The sequence below is a fragment of the Variovorax sp. F042 genome (genome assembly GCF_057814215.1).
Genome location: NZ_JBVASX010000002.1, coordinates 839,029 through 857,048, shown reverse-complemented (window position 1 = coordinate 857,048; position 18,020 = coordinate 839,029). Strand labels below are relative to the sequence as shown.

Here is an 18,020-nt window from a genome sequence, read left to right as displayed (position 1 = left end):
ACATGGCTGACGACGACACTCCCTCGCCCGTGCTGGAGCTCAAGGGCATCCACAAGCAGTTCGGCGGCATCCCGGTGCTGCGCGACGTGCAGTTGCGGTTGTACCCGGGCGAGATCCACGCACTGATGGGGCAGAACGGCGCGGGCAAATCGACGCTGATCAAGGTGCTGACGGGCGTGCTGCCGTCGAGCGGTGGCGAGATATTCCTCGACGGCCAGCCGATTCACCCGCACTCGCCGCTGGAGGCGCAGAAGCTGGGCATCAGCACGGTCTACCAGGAGGTGAACCTGTGCCCGAACCTGTCGGTGGCGGAGAACGTGTTCGCGGGGCGCTATCCGCGCTGCGGCGTGGCACAAGGCTTTCGCATCGACTGGGCTTGCGTGAACCGGCGCGCCGAAGAGCTGCTGGCGCGCATCGGGCTCGACATCGACGTGACGCGGCTGCTGTCGAGCTACTCGGTGGCAGTGCAGCAGATGGTGGCGATCGCGCGAGCGCTGGGCGTGTCGTCGAAAGTGCTGATCCTCGACGAGCCGACGTCGAGCCTGGACGACGACGAAGTGGAGAAGCTGTTCGAAGTGCTGCGGAGGCTGCGCGGCGAGGGACTGGCCATCGTCTTCGTGACGCACTTCCTCAACCAGATGTACGCGGTGTCGGACCGCATCACGGTGCTGCGTAACGGCAGCTGGATCGGGGAGTGGCGCGTGGCCGATCTCGGGCCGCAGGCGCTGATTGCCGCGATGCTCGGGCGTGAGCTGGCGGCGCAATCGGCACGGCCTGCTGCGTTGCCGGCGTTCGATGAAGCGGCACCGGCTTTGCTGCAGGCCGAAGGGCTAGGTCAGGCGGGGCAACTGCAGGCGACCGACTTGCGCGTGCGTGCCGGCGAGGTCGTTGGTATCGCGGGGCTGCTGGGCGCGGGACGCACGGAACTCGCGCGGCTGCTGTTCGGGCTGGAGTCGCCGGACCGTGGTGTGCTCAAGGTTGATGGCCGCGCTGTCAGCTTTTCGAATCCGGCGGATGCAATCCGTGAAGGGCTCGCGCTGTGCCCCGAGGAACGCAAGACCGATGGCATCGTTGCCGAACTTTCGGTACGCGAGAACATCGCGCTTGCCTTGCAGGCACGCCTGGGCACGCGGCGATTCCTGTCGCACGCCGAGCAGACCGAGATGGCCGAGCGTTTCGTCAAGTCGCTCGGCATCAAGACGGCGAGCGTCGAGACGCCCATCGGGCTGCTCTCGGGTGGCAACCAGCAGAAGGCGATGATCGCGCGCTGGCTCGCGACCGAGCCGCGTTTGCTGATCCTCGACGAGCCGACGCGCGGCATCGACGTGGCGGCCAAGCAGGAAATCATGGAAGAAATTCTGAGGCTCGCGAAGGCGGGCATGGCGGTGATCTTCATCTCGTCGGAGATGAGCGAGGTGGTGCGAGTGGCGCATCGCATCGTGGTGTTGCGGGACCGGAAGAAGGTAGGAGAGCTGCCGGGCGGCTCTTCCGAGGACGAGGTCTACGAAATGATTGCTGCGGCATGAACAACCTCCTGTCCTTGGGGCGCGATCACGTCGACGGGAGACATTCGCGGAGGGGAGCACCCGGTGTCATTCACACACGCCCCGAATACAACGCGTGCCGGAGCAACTGACCATGGCCGACAAAAACCACAACCGCCTGGCGAACGCAATGCGCCACAGACTTGCGTGGCCACTGATCACGCTGTTGCTCCTGCTCGCAGTCAACACAGCCTTCAACTCCAGCTTCCTGCATCTCGAATGGCGAGAAGGCCATCTCTACGGCAGCCTGATCGACATCCTCAACCGCGCCGCGCCACTGGTGCTGGTGTCGCTGGGCATGACGCTGGTGATCGCCACGCGCGGCATCGACATCTCGGTGGGTGCAGTGGTGGCCATCGCGGCGGCGCTCGCGGCCTGGATGATCGGCGGCTCGGTGGCCAATGACGTGAGCCGGTTCCCGATGTCGCTCGCGATCCTCGCGGCCATCGGCATTGCGCTGCTGTGCGGGCTGTGGAACGGTCTGCTGGTGGCCAAGGTAGGCATGCAGCCGATCATCGCGACGCTGATCCTCATGGTGGCCGGGCGCGGCATTGCGCAGCTGATTGCCGATGGGCAGATCATCACGATCTACTACAAGCCCTTCTTCTTCCTCGGCAGTGGTTATCTACTGGGGCTGCCGTTCTCGCTGTTCATCGTGGCGGCGGTGTTCGTGTTGCTCTATCTGGCGATCACGCGCACGGCGCTGGGGTTGTTCATTCAGGCTGTGGGCATCAACCCGACGGCGGCGCGCGTGGCGGGCGTGCAGGCTCGGCGGCTGATTGTTGGTGCCTATGCCTTCTGTGGTGCTTGCGCGGGCGTGGCGGGGCTGCTGATCAGCTCCAACGTGAAGAGCGCGGACGGCAACAACGCGGGTCAGCTGATCGAACTCGATGCGATCCTGGCGGTGACGCTGGGCGGCACTGCGCTGACTGGTGGGCGCTTCAGCCTGGTGGGTAGCGTGATCGGCGCCCTCATCATCCAGACGCTGACCTATGCGATCTATTCGCTGGGGGTGCCGCCGGAGATCAATCTTGTGGTGAAGGCCGGCGTGGTGTTTGCGGTGATGCTGTTGCAGTCGCCCGAGTTCAGGGCGGAAGTGCGGTCGCTGGTGCAGCGGCCGGCGCATGAAGGGGCGAAGGTATGAGCGCGGTGATTGATGCGACACCCTCACCCCAGCCCTCTCCCGCGCGCGGGACACAGGGGAAAGGGAGCAAGAGGCTCAACCCGAAGTACCTGCCGCTGGCAGCGACCATCTCGCTGTTCGTGCTGGTGGCGACGCTGGGGTCTGTTTTCTACGACGGTTTCTTCTCGGCGCAGGTGTTCCTCAACCTGCTGATCGACAACGCCTTCCTGATCGTCGTTGCCGTGGGCATGACCTTCGTGATCCTCTCGGGCGGCATCGACCTGTCAGTGGGCTCGGTGATCGCGCTCACCACCATGGTGTCGGCCTCGCTGGTCGAGAAGCACGGCTGGAGCCCGGGCATCGTGATTCCGCTGGTGCTGGTGATGGGCACGGCTTTCGGCGCATTCATGGGGCTGCTTATCGAGCGCTTCCGGCTGCAGCCTTTCATCGTCACGCTGGCAGGCATGTTCCTGGCGCGCGGGCTGTGCTACCTCATCAGCATCGACTCGATCAGCATCACCAACGAGTTCTACTCGGAGGTCTCGCAGATCCGCATTCCCATCTGGGGCGAGGCCTCGGTGTCGATCAGCGCGGTGATCGCCATCGTGGTGCTGCTGGCGGCGATTTTCATTGCGCACTGCACGCCCTTCGGCCGCGCGGTTTACGCCATTGGCGGCAGCGAGCACTCGGCAATGTTGATGGGCCTGCCGGTGCGCCGCACGCTCATTGGCGTGTACACGCTCTCGGGCTTCTGCTCGGCGCTGGCGGGCGTGATCTTCACTTTCTACATGCTCTCGGGCTACGGCCTGCACGCGATAGGGCTGGAGCTCGACGCCATCGCAGCGGTGGTGATCGGCGGCACGCTGCTCACGGGCGGTGTGGGCTATGTGGCGGGCACGCTGTTCGGCGTGCTGATGCTCGGGATCATCCAGACGCTCATTTCATTCGACGGCACGCTGAGCTCGTGGTGGACGCGCATCGTCGTCGGTGCGCTGCTGTTCGTGTTCTGCCTGCTGCAACGCTTCTTTACCTCGCGCGCTCCACGGCGCTGACTTTCAATTTTTCCCAGGACACCTCGCATGCCGGATACCCCTCCGAAGAAACTGCGCTCGACCGAATGGTTCGGGTCGGCCGACAAGAACGGCTTCATGTACCGAAGCTGGATGAAGAACCAGGGCATTCCGGACCACGAGTTCGATGGCCGGCCGATCATCGGCATCTGCAACACCTGGTCGGAGCTCACGCCGTGCAACGCGCACTTCCGCAAGATCGCCGAGCACGTGAAGCGCGGCATCTCGGAGGCGGGCGGCTTTCCGGTCGAATTTCCGGTGTTCTCCAACGGCGAGTCGAACCTGCGGCCCACCGCGATGCTCACGCGTAACCTCGCGAGCATGGACGTGGAAGAGGCCATCCGCGGCAACCCGGTCGATGCGGTGGTGCTGCTCACGGGCTGCGACAAGACCACGCCCGCGCTGCTGATGGGTGCGGCGAGCTGCGACATCCCGGCCATCGTGGTCACGGGCGGGCCGATGCTCAACGGCAAGCTCGAAGGCAAGAACATCGGCTCGGGCACGGCCGTGTGGCAGCTGCATGAATCGCTGAAGGCGGGCGAGATCAACCTGCACCAGTTTCTCTCGGCCGAAGGCGGCATGTCGCGCTCGGCGGGCACCTGCAACACCATGGGCACGGCCTCGACCATGGCCTGCATGGCCGAGGCGCTGGGCACTTCGCTGCCGCACAACGCTGCCATTCCGGCCGTCGATGCGCGGCGCTATGTGCTCGCGCAGATGTCGGGCATGCGCGCGGTGCAGATGGCGAAGGAGGGGCTCACGCTGTCGAAGATCCTCACGCGCGAGGCTTTCGAGAACGCGATCCGCGTGAACGCGGCCATCGGCGGATCGACCAATGCGGTGATTCACCTGAAGGCGATCGCGGGGCGCATCGGCGTCGAGCTGGAGCTGGAAGACTGGACGCGCATCGGCAGCAACACGCCGACCATCGTCGACCTGATGCCTTCGGGGCGCTTCCTGATGGAGGAGTTCTATTACGCTGGCGGTTTGCCCGCTGTGCTGCGCCGGCTGGGTGAAAACGGCCTGCTGCCGCACCCCGATGCGCTCACCGTCAACGGCCAGTCGATCTGGGACAACGTGCGAGAGGCGCCCAGTCTCGACGACGAAGTGATCCGCCCGCTGAGCAACCCGCTGATTGCCGACGGCGGCATCCGCATCCTGCGCGGCAACCTGTCGCCGCGCGGCGCGGTGCTCAAGCCCTCGGCCGCGACGCCGGAGCTGCTGAAGCACCGCGGCAAGGCGGTGGTGTTCGAGAACCTGGAGCACTACAAGGCGCGCATCGTCGATGAAGACCTCGACGTCGATGCCAGCTCGATCCTCGTGATGAAGAACTGCGGCCCCAAGGGCTACCCCGGCATGGCCGAGGTCGGCAACATGGGGCTGCCGCCGAAGCTGCTGCGCCAGGGCATCAAGGACATGGTGCGCATCTCGGACGCGCGCATGAGCGGCACGGCCTATGGCACCGTGGTGTTGCACGTTGCGCCCGAGGCGGCGGACGGCGGGCCGCTCGCGGCGGTGCGCGACGGCGACTGGATCGAGCTCGATTGCGATGCGGGGCGCTTGCATCTCGACATCAGCGACGAAGAGCTGGCGTCGCGCCTGGCGTCGCTGACCGCCTCCGACGCACAGCCGATGAGCACGCGCGGCGGCGGCTACCAGAAGCTCTACGTCAACCACGTGCTGCAGGCCGACGAAGGCTGCGACTTCGATTTTCTGGTCGGCTGCAGAGGCTCGGCCGTTCCCCGCCATTCACACTGATTCATCGTCATGACACCCAGATACCGCGGCATTTTCCCGGTGGTGCCCACCACCTTCACCGAACAGGGCGCGCTCGACCTCGAAAGCCAGAAGCGTTGCGTCGATTTCATGATCGACGCGGGCTCGGACGGCCTGTGCATCCTCGCCAATTTCTCGGAGCAGTTCGTGCTGTCCGACGAAGAGCGCGAAGTGCTCACGCGAACCATCCTCGAACACGTGAAAGGCCGCGTGCCGGTGATCGTGACCACCACGCACTACAGCACCAAGGTGTGCGCCGAACGCAGCCGCCGCGCGCAGGACATGGGCGCTGCGATGCTGATGGTGATGCCGCCGTACCACGGCGCGACTTTCCGCGTACCGGAGCCGCAGATCTTCGAGTTCTATGCGGGGCTGTCGGACGCGGTGGGCATTCCGATCATGATCCAGGACGCGCCGGCCAGCGGCACGGTGCTGTCGGCGCCGTTCCTCGCGCGCATGGCCAAGGAGATCGAGCATGTCGCGTATTTCAAGATCGAGACCGCCGGCGCGGCCGCGAAGCTGCGCGAACTGATCCGCCTGGGCGGAGACGCTATCGAAGGCCCGTGGGACGGCGAAGAAGCCATCACGCTGATGCCCGACCTCGACGCCGGCGCGACCGGGTCGATGACCGGTGGCGGCTACCCGGACGGCATCCGGCCGATCATCGAGGCGCACCGTTCAGGCGACCGCGACAAGGCCTTCGCGCTATATCAGCAGTGGCTGCCGCTGATCAACTACGAAAACCGGCAGGCGGGCCTGCTGGCTTGCAAATCGCTGATGAAGGAGGGCGGGGTGATCGCCTGCGAAGCGCCGCGTCACCCGTTGCCGGCGATGCACCCCGACACGCGTGCCGGCCTGATCGAAACCGCGAAGCGGCTCGATCCGATGGTGCTGCGCTGGGGGAAGTAGGGACGGGGAAAGAGGCCGCTCAGGCCTCGGGGGTGCTGCTGTTCTTTTCGAGTTCGCTGACCTGCAGCGACAGATCGAACAGCTTGGACTTGCTGGCGTAGTAGCGGTCGAGCCGCCATTCCTTCAGGATGTCCATTGCGAGCTGGAAGCTCTTGTAGTCGAGGTTGTAAAGCGTGACCAGTTCGAAGCTGCGTTCGGACTCTAGAGCCAACACGAGTTGGGCCAGGATCTTGGCCGATTCGTTGGCCGGGTCCGTTTCGATGAATCGGCGAGCGACCTTGATGGCATTCATGGGAAAGGATTCCTCGGTAGGCAGGGACCGAGAACTATAGCTAGCGTGCAACTGCCTTTTGTGACAGTACTGTGACAGTAGGGGCATCGCCAGCCCACCGCGCGGGTTGGCGACGCCTCCGGTGCAAAGCTCACTCAGCGCAGGGGCGCGGGCATCGGTTGGGGCATCGGGCGAGGCATCGGCCGAGGCATGGGCATCGGCTCCGGTGCCATGGCCGGCGCGGGCATCACGATGGTGGTGACCGACTCGCGGATCACGCCACCGCCCATCACGCTGCCGTCGACGTTGGCCTGGGTGTTGCCGCTGCTGCCGAGCACGCGGGCTTCGCAGGCGGCGCGGTCGTCCGGCTGCTGCTGCAGGCCGCAGCGCGCGAGCGCATTGGCGCGGTAGTCGGGTGCGCTGGTCAGGCCGCCCTGGGCGGCTGCCTGGCGTGCGGCGCCGGCTTCGCGGATGCAGGCAGCGCGGTCTTGCTGGTTGTGGCCGCAGACGGCCAGTTCCTGCTGGTAAATGCCGGGAGCTTCACCGCGGCGCGGCGACGCGGCCGAGACAGCGGTGGAGGCCGCCAGAGCGCCAACGGCGAGCACGGCGAAGAGCATTGAACGAGTGTTGCGAGTAGTGCTTTTCATGGATGACTCCTTGAAGCGAGCTGAAAAACCAGGGAAATGTTCGACCTCCCGCAGGAGGCCGGGTTCAGTCAACGTGCCGGCAGGGTCTGCGGCGGCAGGGGCGTCACGGTTTCGCGGATCACGCCGCCGCCCATCACGCTGCCTTCGGTGGTGGTGCGTGCTCCCCCCTTGATGCGGGCTTCGCAGTCGGGCTGTTCGACGGCGGGTAATTCGCTGCAGCGGGCGAGGGCGTTGACCTGTTCGCGGGCGGGGCTGGGGCTGGTGAGGCCGCTGCGTCCGGCTTCCTGGCGGGCTGCGCCGGCTTCGCGCAGGCACGCGGCGCGATCCTGCTGCACGCCGTCGCAGGTGGCGCGTTCCTTTTGCATGCGGGCTTCGGAGCCCGGTGCTTGTGCGCTGGCCGTCTGTGCGCCGAAAACGATGAAACCACTGGCGGCGAAGAGGGCCGTGGCAGAGAGGATCGAACGAACTGTTGTTGTCATGCGGGCTCCTGGTGAAGCCACGCCCTCCGGGAGGTGCGTGACCGGAGCCACAGTCTGGTGCCGGTCGGGGCCTGCGGTCTGTGGGACAGCCGCACCCATGGACTGGGCCGGACGCGCCCCTGCATGTGGGACGTGTCCGGCAAGCGGGGCTTCAGCCCGCTGCGATGCGCTGTGCCAGGTGAGCGAGCGCTTCCTCGACCTGGTCGACAAGGATCAAGGACAGGTCGCCGGGCTGTAGCCGCGCCAATGCCGTATCGATTGCCACGAACTCGCCGCGGATCTCGTCGATGTAGCGCGTGCGAGCCGCGCCCTGCAGGCCCTGGCGCAGCAGCGCCATGACTTCGCCGTCGGCGCGGCCGCGTTGCGCCGCATCCTGATAGAGGATCACGTCGTCGAAGGCCTGGCCGAGGATGGCCGTCTGGTCGCGGATGTCCGAATCGCGCCGGTCGCCCGCGCCGCTGATCACCACCGAGCGCTTCTTCGCGGGCATCGTGTCCACGGCAGACACCAGTGCGCGCATGGCGTCGGTGTTGTGGCCGTAGTCGGCGATCACGGTGGCGCCGCGGTAGTCCATGACGTTGAAGCGCCCGGGCACGCCGGCCGCGTCGTTCATGAAGCTCGCGAGGCCGCTGCGGATGGTGTCCCAGTCGAGGCCCACGGCCCAGGCCGCGGCCACGGAAGCCATGACGTTATCGACCTGGAAGCCGATGGTGCCGCCGCGTGTGATGGGCACGTCGCGCAGCGCGATGCGTTCGCGCCACGAGCCCTCGGCCGCGACCAGCGTGTCCTGGTCGACGTACACGGTGCGCTTGCCTTGCGCGCGGTGCGTGGCCATGACCGGGTGCATGCGGTCGGCGGTGAAGAAGATCACGTGGCCGGGGCAGCCGGCCGCCATGGCAGCGACGTTCGGGTCGGCTGCGTTGAGCACCGCGTAGCCGTCGGCCGCCACGTTGCGCACGATCACGCGCTTGAGCACCGCGAGGTCTTCGACGGTGGTGATGTAGTTCAGGCCCAGGTGGTCGCCGCTGCCGATGTTGGTGACCACGGCCACCTGGCAGCGGTCGAAGCCGAGGCCTTCGCGCAGCACGCCGCCGCGAGCCACTTCGAACACGGCCGCATCCACGTCGGGGTGCATGAGCACGTTGCGCGCGCTCTTGGGGCCGCTGCAGTCGCCGCTGTCGGTCTGGCGGCCGTCGACGTACACGCCGTCGGTGTTGGTCATGCCGGTGCGCAGGCCGCTCGACGCGAGCAGATGGTTGATGAGGCGCGCGGTGGTGGTCTTGCCGTTGGTGCCGGTGACGGCAACCACGGGAATGCGGCCGTCGTCGCCATGGGCGAAGAGGGTGTCCATCACTGCTTCGCCGACCGCGCGGCCGCGGCCGAACGAAGGCGAGATGTGCATGCGAAGGCCGGGCGCGGCATTCACTTCGACCACGCCGCCGTGCTGCTCTTCGAGCGGGCGCAGCACGTTCTCGCACACCATGTCGACGCCGCAGATGTGCAGGCCGACCATCTGTGCCGCATCGACGGCGCGCGCCGCAACTTCAGGGTGCACGGTGTCGGTCACGTCGGTGGCGGTGCCGCCGGTGGAAAGGTTGGCGTTGTTGCGCAGCACCACGCGCTGGCCCCGCGCGGGCACGCTGTCGGGCGCGAGGCCCTGGGCTTCGAGCCGGCCGATGGCGATGTCGTCGAGGCGGATCTTGGTGAGCGAGGTGGCATGGCCCTCGCCGCGGCGCGGGTCGAGGTTCACGGTATCGACCAGCTGGCGAACCGTGGAGCTGCCGTCGCCGATCACCTGCGGCGGGTCGCGCCGCGCGGCGGCCACGAGGCGGTCGCCCACCACCAGCAGGCGGAAGTCGAAACCGGGGAGAAACTTCTCGACCATCACCTCGCCGTAGGCGGCGGCCGAGTCGTAGGCCGCGAACAGTTCTTCGCGCGAGTTGATGTTGACCGTGACGCCCTTGCCCTGGTTGCCGTCCTGCGGCTTCACCACGACCGGCAGGCCGATCTCGTTGGCGGCGGCCCAGCCGTCTTCGGCGCTGCTCACGGGCCGGCCCAGCGGAACGGGCACGCCAGCGGCGTTGAGCAGCTGCTTGGTCAGTTCCTTGTCCTGTGCGATCGATTCGGCCACGCCGCTGGTGCTGTCGACTTCGGCCGCCTGGATGCGGCGCTGTTTCGAACCCCAGCCGAACTGCACGAGGCTGCCGCTGGTGAGCCGGCGGTACGGAATACCGCGTGCCACGGCGGCATCGACGATGGAGCCGGTGCTCGGGCCCAGGCGCTCGGATTCGTCGAGGTCGCGCAACTCGGTGATGGCGGCGTTGGCGTCGAAGGCGGTGTCGGTCAGGGCGGCGGCGATGAGCTGCTCGGCCACTTCGATCGCGCGGCGGCCGACGGCTTCTTCGCTGTACTGGAACACGACCTGGTAGACGCCGTCTTCCACGGTTTGCGAGGTGTGGCCGAAGTTGACGGCGCAGCCGGCCTGGGCCTGCAGCGCCACGGCGGCGTTCTCGAGCACGTGGGCCAGGGCCAGCGGCTGGCCCAGCACCATCGGGTGCAGTTCGCCGATGGTGGGGAAGCGCGCACGCAGGCGCGCCTCGAAACCGGCCAGCTTGCTGATGGCGTTCTCGTCGCCTTCGCAGGCCACGACTGCCTCGATGGCGGTGTGGCGGCTCCAGAGATTGGGCCCGCGAAGGGCTCGGATGCGGGTGACTTTCATGGGGCTGCGAGGGCTACGGTCTTGACGAGGCGGGAGCGAGGCGATGCGGGTGCAACGCTCAGGCGAATTGGGGTTGGAGGGGCTGGGTCTGAGACAGCTGCAGCGAGGCCAGCGCCGCCTGCAGGTCGGCCTCGAAGGCCTCCACGCCGGCGCCGATCAGGTTCAGCGGAATGCCCATGGCCCAGGCCGCGGCCACGGCGGCCAGCAGGCTTTCGAGGCTCACGCCGGCATGAGTGGCGCGCCACACGGTCAGCCGGCCGAGGCCCGGCAGGAACGATTCGCTGCTGCCGTTGGCCAGCACCACGCGGTCTTGCCGCACCAGCACGGCCTTGCCGCCGGCGGTCTGGTGCGCGGTGAGGTCGGCGGCCTGCGAGTCGGCCGAATACAGGATGACGGCGCCATCGCACAGCGGCGCGAGGCCGGCTACGCGCGGGTCGGCCGCGTTCAGCACGGCGGTGCCTTCGGACAGCACCACGTCGACCTGCGTGCGCAGCACCTTGACCATCTGGTCGCTCTCGGTGATGTCGTAGTCGGCCAGCGTTTCAGAGCCTTCGAGGTCGGTGACGATGCCGACTTCGCAGCGGTCATAAGAAAGGCCGTCGCGCAGGATGGTTTCGGCGCCGTTCTCGATCACCACGGCTTGCACGGCGCGGTTCACGAGCAGGCGGTGGCCGGCGTCCCAGTTGGCGCTGTCGCGTGCATCGACGCGGCGGCGTTCGAGGAACAGGCCGTCGCGGCAGGCGAGGCCGGTGTGGCGTCCGCCCAGGCCGATCAGCCAGGCCACGAGGCGCGCCAGCACGGCGGTGTCGCGCGAGCCGGCCACGCCGACCACGGGAATGCGCCCGGGTGCGTCGTTGGGGAACAGGTGGTCGCAGATGGCGCGGCCCACCGGGCGCGGCGAACCGACGGCCGGCTTCAGGTGCATCAGCAGGCCGGGGCCGGCGTTGACTTCGACGATCGCGCCGCGCTGCGGGCCCAGCGGCTTGGAAATGTCTTGCGCCACGAGGTCGATGCCGGCGATGTCGAGGCCCACCACGCGCGCGGCCAGCACGGCGGCGTGCGCGACTTCGGGGTGGACCTGGTCGGTGCAGTCGTTGGCCATGTTGCCGTTGCGCTGGATCGTGACCACGCGGCCGGCGGCCGGCACGGCGTTGGCGTCCAGCTCCTGGCGCTTGAGTTCGAGCTGCAGCTTGGCGTCGGTGTCGATCACGATCACGTCGAGCGGAAACTCTTCTTCGGCGCCGCGGCGCGGGTCGCTGTTGAGCTGCTTGTCGATGAGGTCGCGCACGCTGCTCTGGCCGTCGCCGGTCACGGTGATGATCTCGCCGCGCGCGGCTGCGACCACCTCGCCGCCCACCACCAGCAGGCGGTGTTCGTGGCCGCGGATGAAGCGCTCGACCATCACGTCGCTGCCCTCGGGCTCGGCGACCGCGAAGGCGGCAAAGACTTCTTCGCGCGTCGTCAGTTCGAGCGACACGCCGCGGCCGTGGTTGGCGTCGGAGGGTTTCACGACCACCGGCAGGCCGATGTCCTCGGCGGCTTCCCAGGCTTCTTCGGCATTGGCGACCACCTGGCCTTCGGGCACGGGCACGCCGCAGCTTGCGAGCAGGGACTTGGTCAGTTCCTTGTCGCTGGCGATCGATTCGCCGATGGCGCTGGTGTAGTCGGTTTCGGCCGTCCAGATGCGCTGCTGGTTGGCGCCGTAGCCCAACTGCACCAGGTTGCCGCTGTTCAGGCGCATGTGCGGAATGCCGCGGTCGGTGGCGGCGGCCACGATGGCGGCGGTGCTCGGGCCGAGGTAGCAGTCTTCCACCTTGGCCTTGACCGCGTCGACAGCCTTCTGCACGTCGGCGGCGGTGAACGGGTCGTTGTTGATTGCGGCCATCAGCAGGCGGTGGCCCTCGGCCAGCGCCACGCGGGCGACCTGCTCGTCACGCGCGCGGAACACCATGCGGTAGACGCCGTGCTCCGAGGTGCTGCGGGTTTGCCCGAAGCCGGTCGGCATGCCGGCCAGGTTCAGCAGCTCGATGACGACGTGTTCGAGCACATGGCCCGACCAGGTGCCTTCGGTCAGGCGCTGGATGAAGCCGCCGCGCTCGCCCACGCCGCAGTGGTGCTCGATGAGCGCCGGCAGCAGGCCGGTCAGGCGGTCGGTGAAACCGTCGATCTTGTTGGAAGGGTAATCTTCCAGTTGGCCCAGATCGAGCCAGACTTCGAGCACCGGACGGTAGGTCCAGAGGTTGGGGCCGCGCAAATAGTTGATGCGCAGCAGTCGGATGTCGTCGAAACGGGTCATGCAAACGTTCGATGTGCTTTGGCCGAGCACCACGGCGCCTTCAAGCGCGCCCATGGCGATCAGTCAGAATCGGCGCCCGACGAAGGGCGCCATGACGCGGTCCATGCGGCCCGCGACGGGCAAGAGTCAAAGAAACACAATGCAACATCACGATCCAGTCGGCACCCGGGAGGGCGAAACAGAGGCGGCTTCAGACGCGCTGAAAAACCGGCTCGCAGTCGCGGAAAACGTTCTGGTAATACTGTCGGTTGACCTCGACGACCAACTTCGCTTCGCTTCCGCCCTAGTGGCCCTGACTGACCAGAGGCTGATCGCGCTCGAACCGGGCGGCGAATGGCGTGAGTGGCCACTAACAGACGCGGCCCTCGAACTGCGCCTGTCCGACCACTCAGGCGTCGGAACACTAGATCTGACGGGGCCTGCGGGCCGGTTGGGCCGCTGGCGCTACACCCTGGCCGGGCAGGCCGCGGCCCTGCGGCTGCTCAAGCTTTTCGGCCAGCGCATGACTGGTGTCGCCAAGGAGACAGCCGAAGTCATCGAGGTCGCCGATGGCGACGAACCGGCCGACACCGAGCTCCAGACCCCCCCCTCGACCTGGGTGCTGCTGCGCCTGGGCCGCTTCGCCAAGCCCTACCGCAAGCAGCTGATTGCAGGGTTTCTGCTGACCCTGATCTCCACCGCCGCCACCCTGGTGCCGCCGTACCTGACCATCCCGCTGATGGACGACATCCTGATTCCGTTCCAGAACGGGCAGAAGATCGACACCATGCGCGTGGGCCTGTACCTGGGCGGCCTGCTGATCGCGGCGCTGGTCGGCTGGGGGCTGGGCTGGGCGCGCACCTACCTGCTGGCGCTGGTGTCCGAGCGCATCGGCGCCGACCTGCGCACCACCACTTACGAACACCTGCTGACCCTGCCGCTGGACTATTTCGGCGGCAAGCGTACCGGCGACCTGATGGCGCGCATCGGCTCGGAAACCGACCGCATCAACGTTTTCCTGTCTTTGCACGCGCTCGATTTCGCCAACGACGTGCTGATGATCGTGATGACCGCGGCCATCCTGTTTTCCATCAACCCGCTGCTGGCCGTGGTCACGCTGGTGCCACTGCCCTTCATCGCCTGGATGATCCACGTCGTGCGCGACCGCCTGCGCACCGGCTTCGAGAAGATCGACCGCGTCTGGTCCGAGGTGACGAACGTGCTGGCCGACACCATTCCCGGCATCCGCGTGGTCAAGGCCTTCGCGCAGGAGCGCCGCGAAGCCGAGCGCTTTCGCATCGCCAACGCCTACAACCTGCAGGTGAACGACAAGCTCAACCGCACCTGGTCGCTGTTCACGCCGACCGTGTCGCTGCTGACCGAAATCGGCCTGCTTGTGGTCTGGGCCTTCGGCATCTGGCAGGTGGCGCGCGGCAGCATCACGGTGGGTGTGCTCACCGCCTTCATCGCCTACATCGGCCGCTTCTACACGCGGCTCGACTCGATGAGCCGCATCGTCTCGGTCACGCAGAAGGCTGCGGCGGGCGCCAAGCGCATCTTCGACATCCTCGACCACGTGAGCAACGTGCCCGAGCCGGCCAACCCGGTGAAGGTGGAGCGCGTGCAGGGCCGCATCGAGATGAGCGGGCTGGGCTTTCGCTACGGCTCGCGCGCGGTGATCCACGACCTCGACCTGGTGATCGAGCCCGGCGAGATGATCGGCCTCGTGGGCCACAGCGGCTCGGGCAAGAGCACGCTGGTCAACCTGATCTGCCGCTTCTACGACGTGACCGACGGCGCCATCAAGGTCGACGGCACCGACATCCGCCGCTTCGCCGTGGCCGACTACCGCCGCCACGTGGGGCTGGTGCTGCAAGAGCCGTTTTTGTTCTTCGGCACCATCGCGCAGAACATCGCCTACGGCAAGCCCGACGCCACGCGCGAGGAAGTCGTCGCCGCAGCCCGTGCGGCCCACGCACACGACTTCATCCTGCGGCTGCAGCACGGCTACGACTCGCTGGTGGGCGAGCGCGGGCAGGGCTTGTCAGGCGGCGAGCGCCAGCGCATCAGCATCGCGCGCGCGCTGCTGATCGACCCGCGCATCCTGATCCTCGACGAGGCGACCTCGGCCGTGGACACCGAAACCGAGAAGGAAATCCAGAAGGCGCTCGACAACCTCGTGCAGGGCCGCACCACCATCGCCATCGCGCACCGCCTGTCGACGCTGCGCAAGGCCGACCGGCTCGTGGTCATGGACCGCGGCGAGGTGGTCGAAGTGGGACCGCACGACGCCTTGATGGCGAAGCAGGGCGCCTACTGGCGGCTCTACCAGGCGCAACTGCGCCAGGGCGACGACGACGCGAGCGAAGGAGCCGCCGACGAGCGCGCCAACGCGCAGGCGCCGCTGGCCATCAGCCACGCAGCCCATCCGGCGGGGGACGCATGACCGAGCACAACACCCCATCTTTCGAACTCGAACGCGATGCCTTCGGCCGCCTGGTGCTGACCGACGCGCAGGGCGAGCGCCATGTGGGCGTCGTGCCTGTGCGGGCCTTTCCGCTGAGCGCGCCCGGCCATGGCATTTCGCTGGTCGGCAGCGAAGGGCGCGAACTGGTCTGGATCGACAGCGTCGATCAACTGCCAGCGCAGGCCAGGACGCTGCTTGAAGAAGAGCTCGCAGTGCGCGACTTCGCGCCCACGCTGCTGCGCCTGCACGGCGTGTCGAGCTTCGGCGTGCCCAGCACCTGGACCGTCAGCACCGACCGCGGCGACACCACCTTCGTGCTGAAGGCCGAGGAAGACATCCGCCGGCTCGAAGGCGGTGCGCTGCTCATTGCGAGCGCGCACGGCGTGCAGTTCCGCATTCCCGACGCGAAGACGCTCGACCGGGCCTCGCGCAAGCTGCTCGAGCGCTTTCTCTGAGGCGCCCGGCCCGGTTCGATCAGTCCAGCAGGTCGGAGTACTCGCCGCGCTCATAGGCGTCGGCGATCTGCCATGGCAGCGTCTTCGGCGCCGGGATGGCCGAAGCCGTCATCACGTTGAGCGAGGTGCCGTGCGCATTGCGCTGCTCGATCTTGCGGGCGTAGCGGCCTGCCACGTCCCAGTCGATGCGCAGAGTGCTCTCGCCCTGCTGCACCTCGTAGCGCTGCACGCCCTTGCTGCCGGCCGTGCCCAGCGCCTTCATGTGCGGCAGGCTGGCGGGGTCGACCAGCCAGTAGGCATTTGCCCACGAGCCGCCGTAGCCCACGTTGCCGTAGTTGGCCTTGTCGACCTCGATCAGCTTGCGCTGCTGGCGCAGCACCATGCCCACCTGCACCTTGCCGGCTGCATCGCGGCGCAGCCACAGCGGCGCCGCGGTGTTGTCGGCATGCGAGTGACCGATGTGCACCTTGCCTTCGCTGGCCTCGTGGTCGTGGTCGGCGCGCAGCGCGGGCGGCAGCTCGCGCTCGATCCACACCGTGCCGGCACGGCGGAACATCAGGTCGGCGTAGCGGCTTTCGCGCTGAACGCCGTCCTTGCCGATCGTCAGCACATGGTGCTGGATGCGCAGGTTCTGGTCGGGCGCCTCGGCATCGCCGGCGGCGCTGGCTGCCAGCGGAATCGCTGCGAGGGCCGCAGCCGCCAGCAGCGTCTTGAGCGTCGAGGGAACGCTCACAGGCCTGCCGCCTCTTTGACCTTGTTGAACACCTTGATGTTCTCCACGGTGCCCTTGAAGATCTTCGAGCCCGCGCCGCCGGCGAACAGCATCACGTCGCCGCCGCCATGGGTTTCCGCGCCGGGCGTGCCGAGATTGATGCCGACTTCCTGCAGGAAGTTGTCGTCCTCGGTGTCCATCGCGGTCTGGTCGTCGCGCGATGTCGCACGGGCCGGTGCGATCCACGGCTTGTTGCCGTCTTCCGCGTTGACCTGGCTGGAGCCCGTTGCGTTGGGCCGGCCGCCGTTGCCGAACACCAGCGTGGTGTAGGGCTTGCCATCGGTCGCCTTTGCCAGCTTGCCGTCGGAGTAGCTGTTGACCTTGCCGAGAATCGGGTTGCCGATCTTCGGATAGCCGTTGAAGGCAATCGCATGGTCATGGTCGGCCGTGACCACCACCAGCGTGTTCTTCAGGCCCGGGTCCTTCTTCTCCATGTAGTCGAGCGCGGTCTGGATGGCCGCGTCGAAGGCCAGGGTGTCTTCCAGCGCGCGCTTGGCATTGGTGCCGTGCAGCGCATGGTCGATGCGGCCGCCTTCGACCATCAGGAAGAAGCCCTTGTCGTTCTTGCTGAGCACGCCGAGCGCCTTCTCGGTCATGTCCGACAGGCTGGGCTGGTCGAGGCTCTGCTTCACGCGGTCGAGCTCGTAGGCCATTTCGCTCTGCGAGAACAGGCCCAGCAGCTTGCCGGTGGCCGCCGTGTCGACGGTCTTGAGCTTGGTGCCGGTGTCGACGTAGGTGTAGCCCTTGGCCTTCATTGCGGCCACCAGGTCGGCGCCGTCGGTGCGCTTGCTGCTGGGGTTGGTCGCGACCGGCAGGTAGTTGCGCTGGCCGCCGCCCATCAGCACGTCGATGCCGTCGAGCAGCTTGGGGTTGTAGTTGGCATGGCCCGGCACGCTCTGCTCGGCGATGGTGTTGTAGCCATTGCGATTGCAGATGTGCGAGTAGGTGGTGGCCGGCGTGGCATGGCCGACGCGCGTGGTCGACACCGCACCCACCGCGCGGCCCTTGGCCTTGGCGAGTTCGAGCAGCGTGTCGACGGCCTTGCCGTTGGTCGGCTGGCAGGTCGTGTCCTCGCCGTTGATGTACTGCTTGCCGGTGCTGTCGACGGCGGTGGTGTCGCCCGACATCGAGATCACCTCGTTGCGCATCTTCACGCCGGTCATGTAGGCGGCCATGGAGGGCGCGCTGTCGGTGGTCTGGCCGTCGAGCGAGAAGGTCTTCACGCGCGCCGCGTACGGCAGCGACTGCATGACGAGGTTGGCGCGCTCGGGGCTCACCAGCGAGCCGGGCTTGGCGGCCAGTTGCTTCTCGCCCTTGTAGATGCGCGCGGCGGTCACCGTGACGGGACCCATGCCGTCGCCGAGGAAGAAGATGACGTTCTTGGCTTCGCCGGCGGCGTGCGCGGTGCCGGCCAGGGTGCCGGCGGCGGCGCAGACGAGGGCGGCTGCCAGGCGGGTGTTGCGGGTGATGCGGTTCATGGTCGTGTTCATGGTTGTGTTCGTCGATGAGCGCT

14 protein-coding genes are annotated in these 18,020 nt (G+C 67.3%); 7 read left to right on the top strand and 7 right to left on the bottom strand.

Annotated features, from left to right (window positions below):
* Positions 1-2 precede the first annotated feature (2 nt).
* From ACZYSP_RS12475 to ACZYSP_RS12455, 5 genes are all read left to right on the top strand, one after another.
* Positions 3-1,526, top strand: a complete 1,524-nt coding sequence (locus tag ACZYSP_RS12475) for a sugar ABC transporter ATP-binding protein (RefSeq protein ID WP_093076008.1) — start codon at positions 3-5, stop codon at positions 1,524-1,526.
* Between the two features lie 112 nt (positions 1,527-1,638).
* Entirely contained in the window at positions 1,639-2,688 is a 1,050-nt protein-coding gene (locus ACZYSP_RS12470) for an ABC transporter permease (protein WP_093172652.1), read from the top strand.
* A complete protein-coding gene (gene yjfF / locus ACZYSP_RS12465) occupies positions 2,685-3,719 on the top strand; it encodes a galactofuranose ABC transporter, permease protein YjfF (protein WP_354339142.1) in 1,035 nt (344 codons plus the stop codon). Before ACZYSP_RS12470 ends, yjfF begins: the two co-directional genes overlap by 4 nt.
* Positions 3,720-3,746: 27 nt before the next feature.
* On the top strand, positions 3,747-5,495 hold the full coding sequence (locus tag ACZYSP_RS12460) for an IlvD/Edd family dehydratase (RefSeq protein WP_489014405.1): 1,749 nt from the start codon (positions 3,747-3,749) through the stop codon (positions 5,493-5,495).
* A gap of 9 nt (positions 5,496-5,504) precedes the next feature.
* A complete protein-coding gene (locus ACZYSP_RS12455) occupies positions 5,505-6,422 on the top strand; it encodes a dihydrodipicolinate synthase family protein (protein WP_093048210.1) in 918 nt (305 codons plus the stop codon).
* Between the two features lie 19 nt (positions 6,423-6,441).
* Here ACZYSP_RS12455 and ACZYSP_RS12450 read toward each other — a convergent pair whose 3' ends face one another.
* The 5 genes from ACZYSP_RS12450 to ACZYSP_RS12430 all read right to left on the bottom strand — a co-directional run bounded on the left by ACZYSP_RS12450 (position 6,442) and on the right by ACZYSP_RS12430 (position 12,834).
* Positions 6,442-6,714, bottom strand: a complete 273-nt coding sequence (locus ACZYSP_RS12450) for a hypothetical protein (RefSeq protein ID WP_093048213.1) — start codon at positions 6,712-6,714, stop codon at positions 6,442-6,444.
* A gap of 134 nt (positions 6,715-6,848) precedes the next feature.
* Positions 6,849-7,340 (bottom strand): hypothetical protein, encoded by a 492-nt coding sequence (locus ACZYSP_RS12445; RefSeq protein WP_489014402.1) that lies wholly within the window; start codon positions 7,338-7,340, stop codon positions 6,849-6,851.
* Between the two features lie 68 nt (positions 7,341-7,408).
* Entirely contained in the window at positions 7,409-7,819 is a 411-nt protein-coding gene (locus ACZYSP_RS12440; RefSeq protein WP_093076001.1) for a hypothetical protein, read from the bottom strand.
* 151 nt (positions 7,820-7,970) lie between these two features.
* Positions 7,971-10,538, bottom strand: a complete 2,568-nt coding sequence (cphA, locus tag ACZYSP_RS12435; RefSeq protein ID WP_093048222.1) for a cyanophycin synthetase — start codon at positions 10,536-10,538, stop codon at positions 7,971-7,973.
* Positions 10,539-10,596: 58 nt separating this feature from the next.
* Positions 10,597-12,834, bottom strand: coding sequence for a cyanophycin synthetase (locus ACZYSP_RS12430; RefSeq protein WP_489014399.1), 2,238 nt, complete (start codon positions 12,832-12,834; stop codon positions 10,597-10,599).
* A gap of 139 nt (positions 12,835-12,973) precedes the next feature.
* Between ACZYSP_RS12430 and ACZYSP_RS12425 the strand changes: the two genes are divergently transcribed.
* Both ACZYSP_RS12425 and ACZYSP_RS12420 read left to right on the top strand, forming a co-directional pair.
* Positions 12,974-15,259, top strand: coding sequence for a cyanophycin metabolism-associated ABC transporter (locus ACZYSP_RS12425; RefSeq protein WP_489014397.1), 2,286 nt, complete (start codon positions 12,974-12,976; stop codon positions 15,257-15,259).
* Entirely contained in the window at positions 15,256-15,735 is a 480-nt protein-coding gene (locus tag ACZYSP_RS12420; protein WP_489014395.1) for a cyanophycin metabolism-associated DUF1854 family protein, read from the top strand. The genes ACZYSP_RS12425 and ACZYSP_RS12420 overlap by 4 nt, the downstream gene beginning before the upstream one ends.
* Positions 15,736-15,754: 19 nt before the next feature.
* Here ACZYSP_RS12420 and ACZYSP_RS12415 read toward each other — a convergent pair whose 3' ends face one another.
* Positions 15,755-16,468 (bottom strand): hypothetical protein, encoded by a 714-nt coding sequence (locus ACZYSP_RS12415; RefSeq protein WP_489014393.1) that lies wholly within the window; start codon positions 16,466-16,468, stop codon positions 15,755-15,757.
* The gene (locus tag ACZYSP_RS12410) at positions 16,465-17,997 is read right to left on the bottom strand and encodes an alkaline phosphatase (protein ID WP_489014391.1); all 1,533 of its coding nucleotides are present in this window, start codon (positions 17,995-17,997) and stop codon (positions 16,465-16,467) included. The genes ACZYSP_RS12415 and ACZYSP_RS12410 overlap by 4 nt, the downstream gene beginning before the upstream one ends.
* Positions 17,998-18,020 lie beyond the last annotated feature (23 nt).

What these genes read in the sequence shown, in the direction of transcription:
- ACZYSP_RS12430 (WP_489014399.1), bottom strand. Translation starts at nt 12,834, where the DNA reads ATGACCCGTTTCGACGACATCCGACTGCTGCGCATCAACTATTTGCGC.
- ACZYSP_RS12470 (WP_093172652.1), top strand. Translation starts at nt 1,639, where the DNA reads ATGGCCGACAAAAACCACAACCGCCTGGCGAACGCAATGCGCCACAGA.
- cphA (WP_093048222.1), bottom strand. Translation starts at nt 10,538, where the DNA reads ATGAAAGTCACCCGCATCCGAGCCCTTCGCGGGCCCAATCTCTGGAGC.
- ACZYSP_RS12410 (WP_489014391.1), bottom strand. Translation starts at nt 17,997, where the DNA reads ATGAACACGACCATGAACCGCATCACCCGCAACACCCGCCTGGCAGCC.
- ACZYSP_RS12475 (WP_093076008.1), top strand. Translation starts at nt 3, where the DNA reads ATGGCTGACGACGACACTCCCTCGCCCGTGCTGGAGCTCAAGGGCATC.
- yjfF (WP_354339142.1), top strand. Translation starts at nt 2,685, where the DNA reads ATGAGCGCGGTGATTGATGCGACACCCTCACCCCAGCCCTCTCCCGCG.
- ACZYSP_RS12455 (WP_093048210.1), top strand. Translation starts at nt 5,505, where the DNA reads ATGACACCCAGATACCGCGGCATTTTCCCGGTGGTGCCCACCACCTTC.
- ACZYSP_RS12450 (WP_093048213.1), bottom strand. Translation starts at nt 6,714, where the DNA reads ATGAATGCCATCAAGGTCGCTCGCCGATTCATCGAAACGGACCCGGCC.
- ACZYSP_RS12440 (WP_093076001.1), bottom strand. Translation starts at nt 7,819, where the DNA reads ATGACAACAACAGTTCGTTCGATCCTCTCTGCCACGGCCCTCTTCGCC.
- ACZYSP_RS12460 (WP_489014405.1), top strand. Translation starts at nt 3,747, where the DNA reads ATGCCGGATACCCCTCCGAAGAAACTGCGCTCGACCGAATGGTTCGGG.
- ACZYSP_RS12445 (WP_489014402.1), bottom strand. Translation starts at nt 7,340, where the DNA reads ATGAAAAGCACTACTCGCAACACTCGTTCAATGCTCTTCGCCGTGCTC.
- ACZYSP_RS12425 (WP_489014397.1), top strand. Translation starts at nt 12,974, where the DNA reads ATGCAACATCACGATCCAGTCGGCACCCGGGAGGGCGAAACAGAGGCG.
- ACZYSP_RS12420 (WP_489014395.1), top strand. Translation starts at nt 15,256, where the DNA reads ATGACCGAGCACAACACCCCATCTTTCGAACTCGAACGCGATGCCTTC.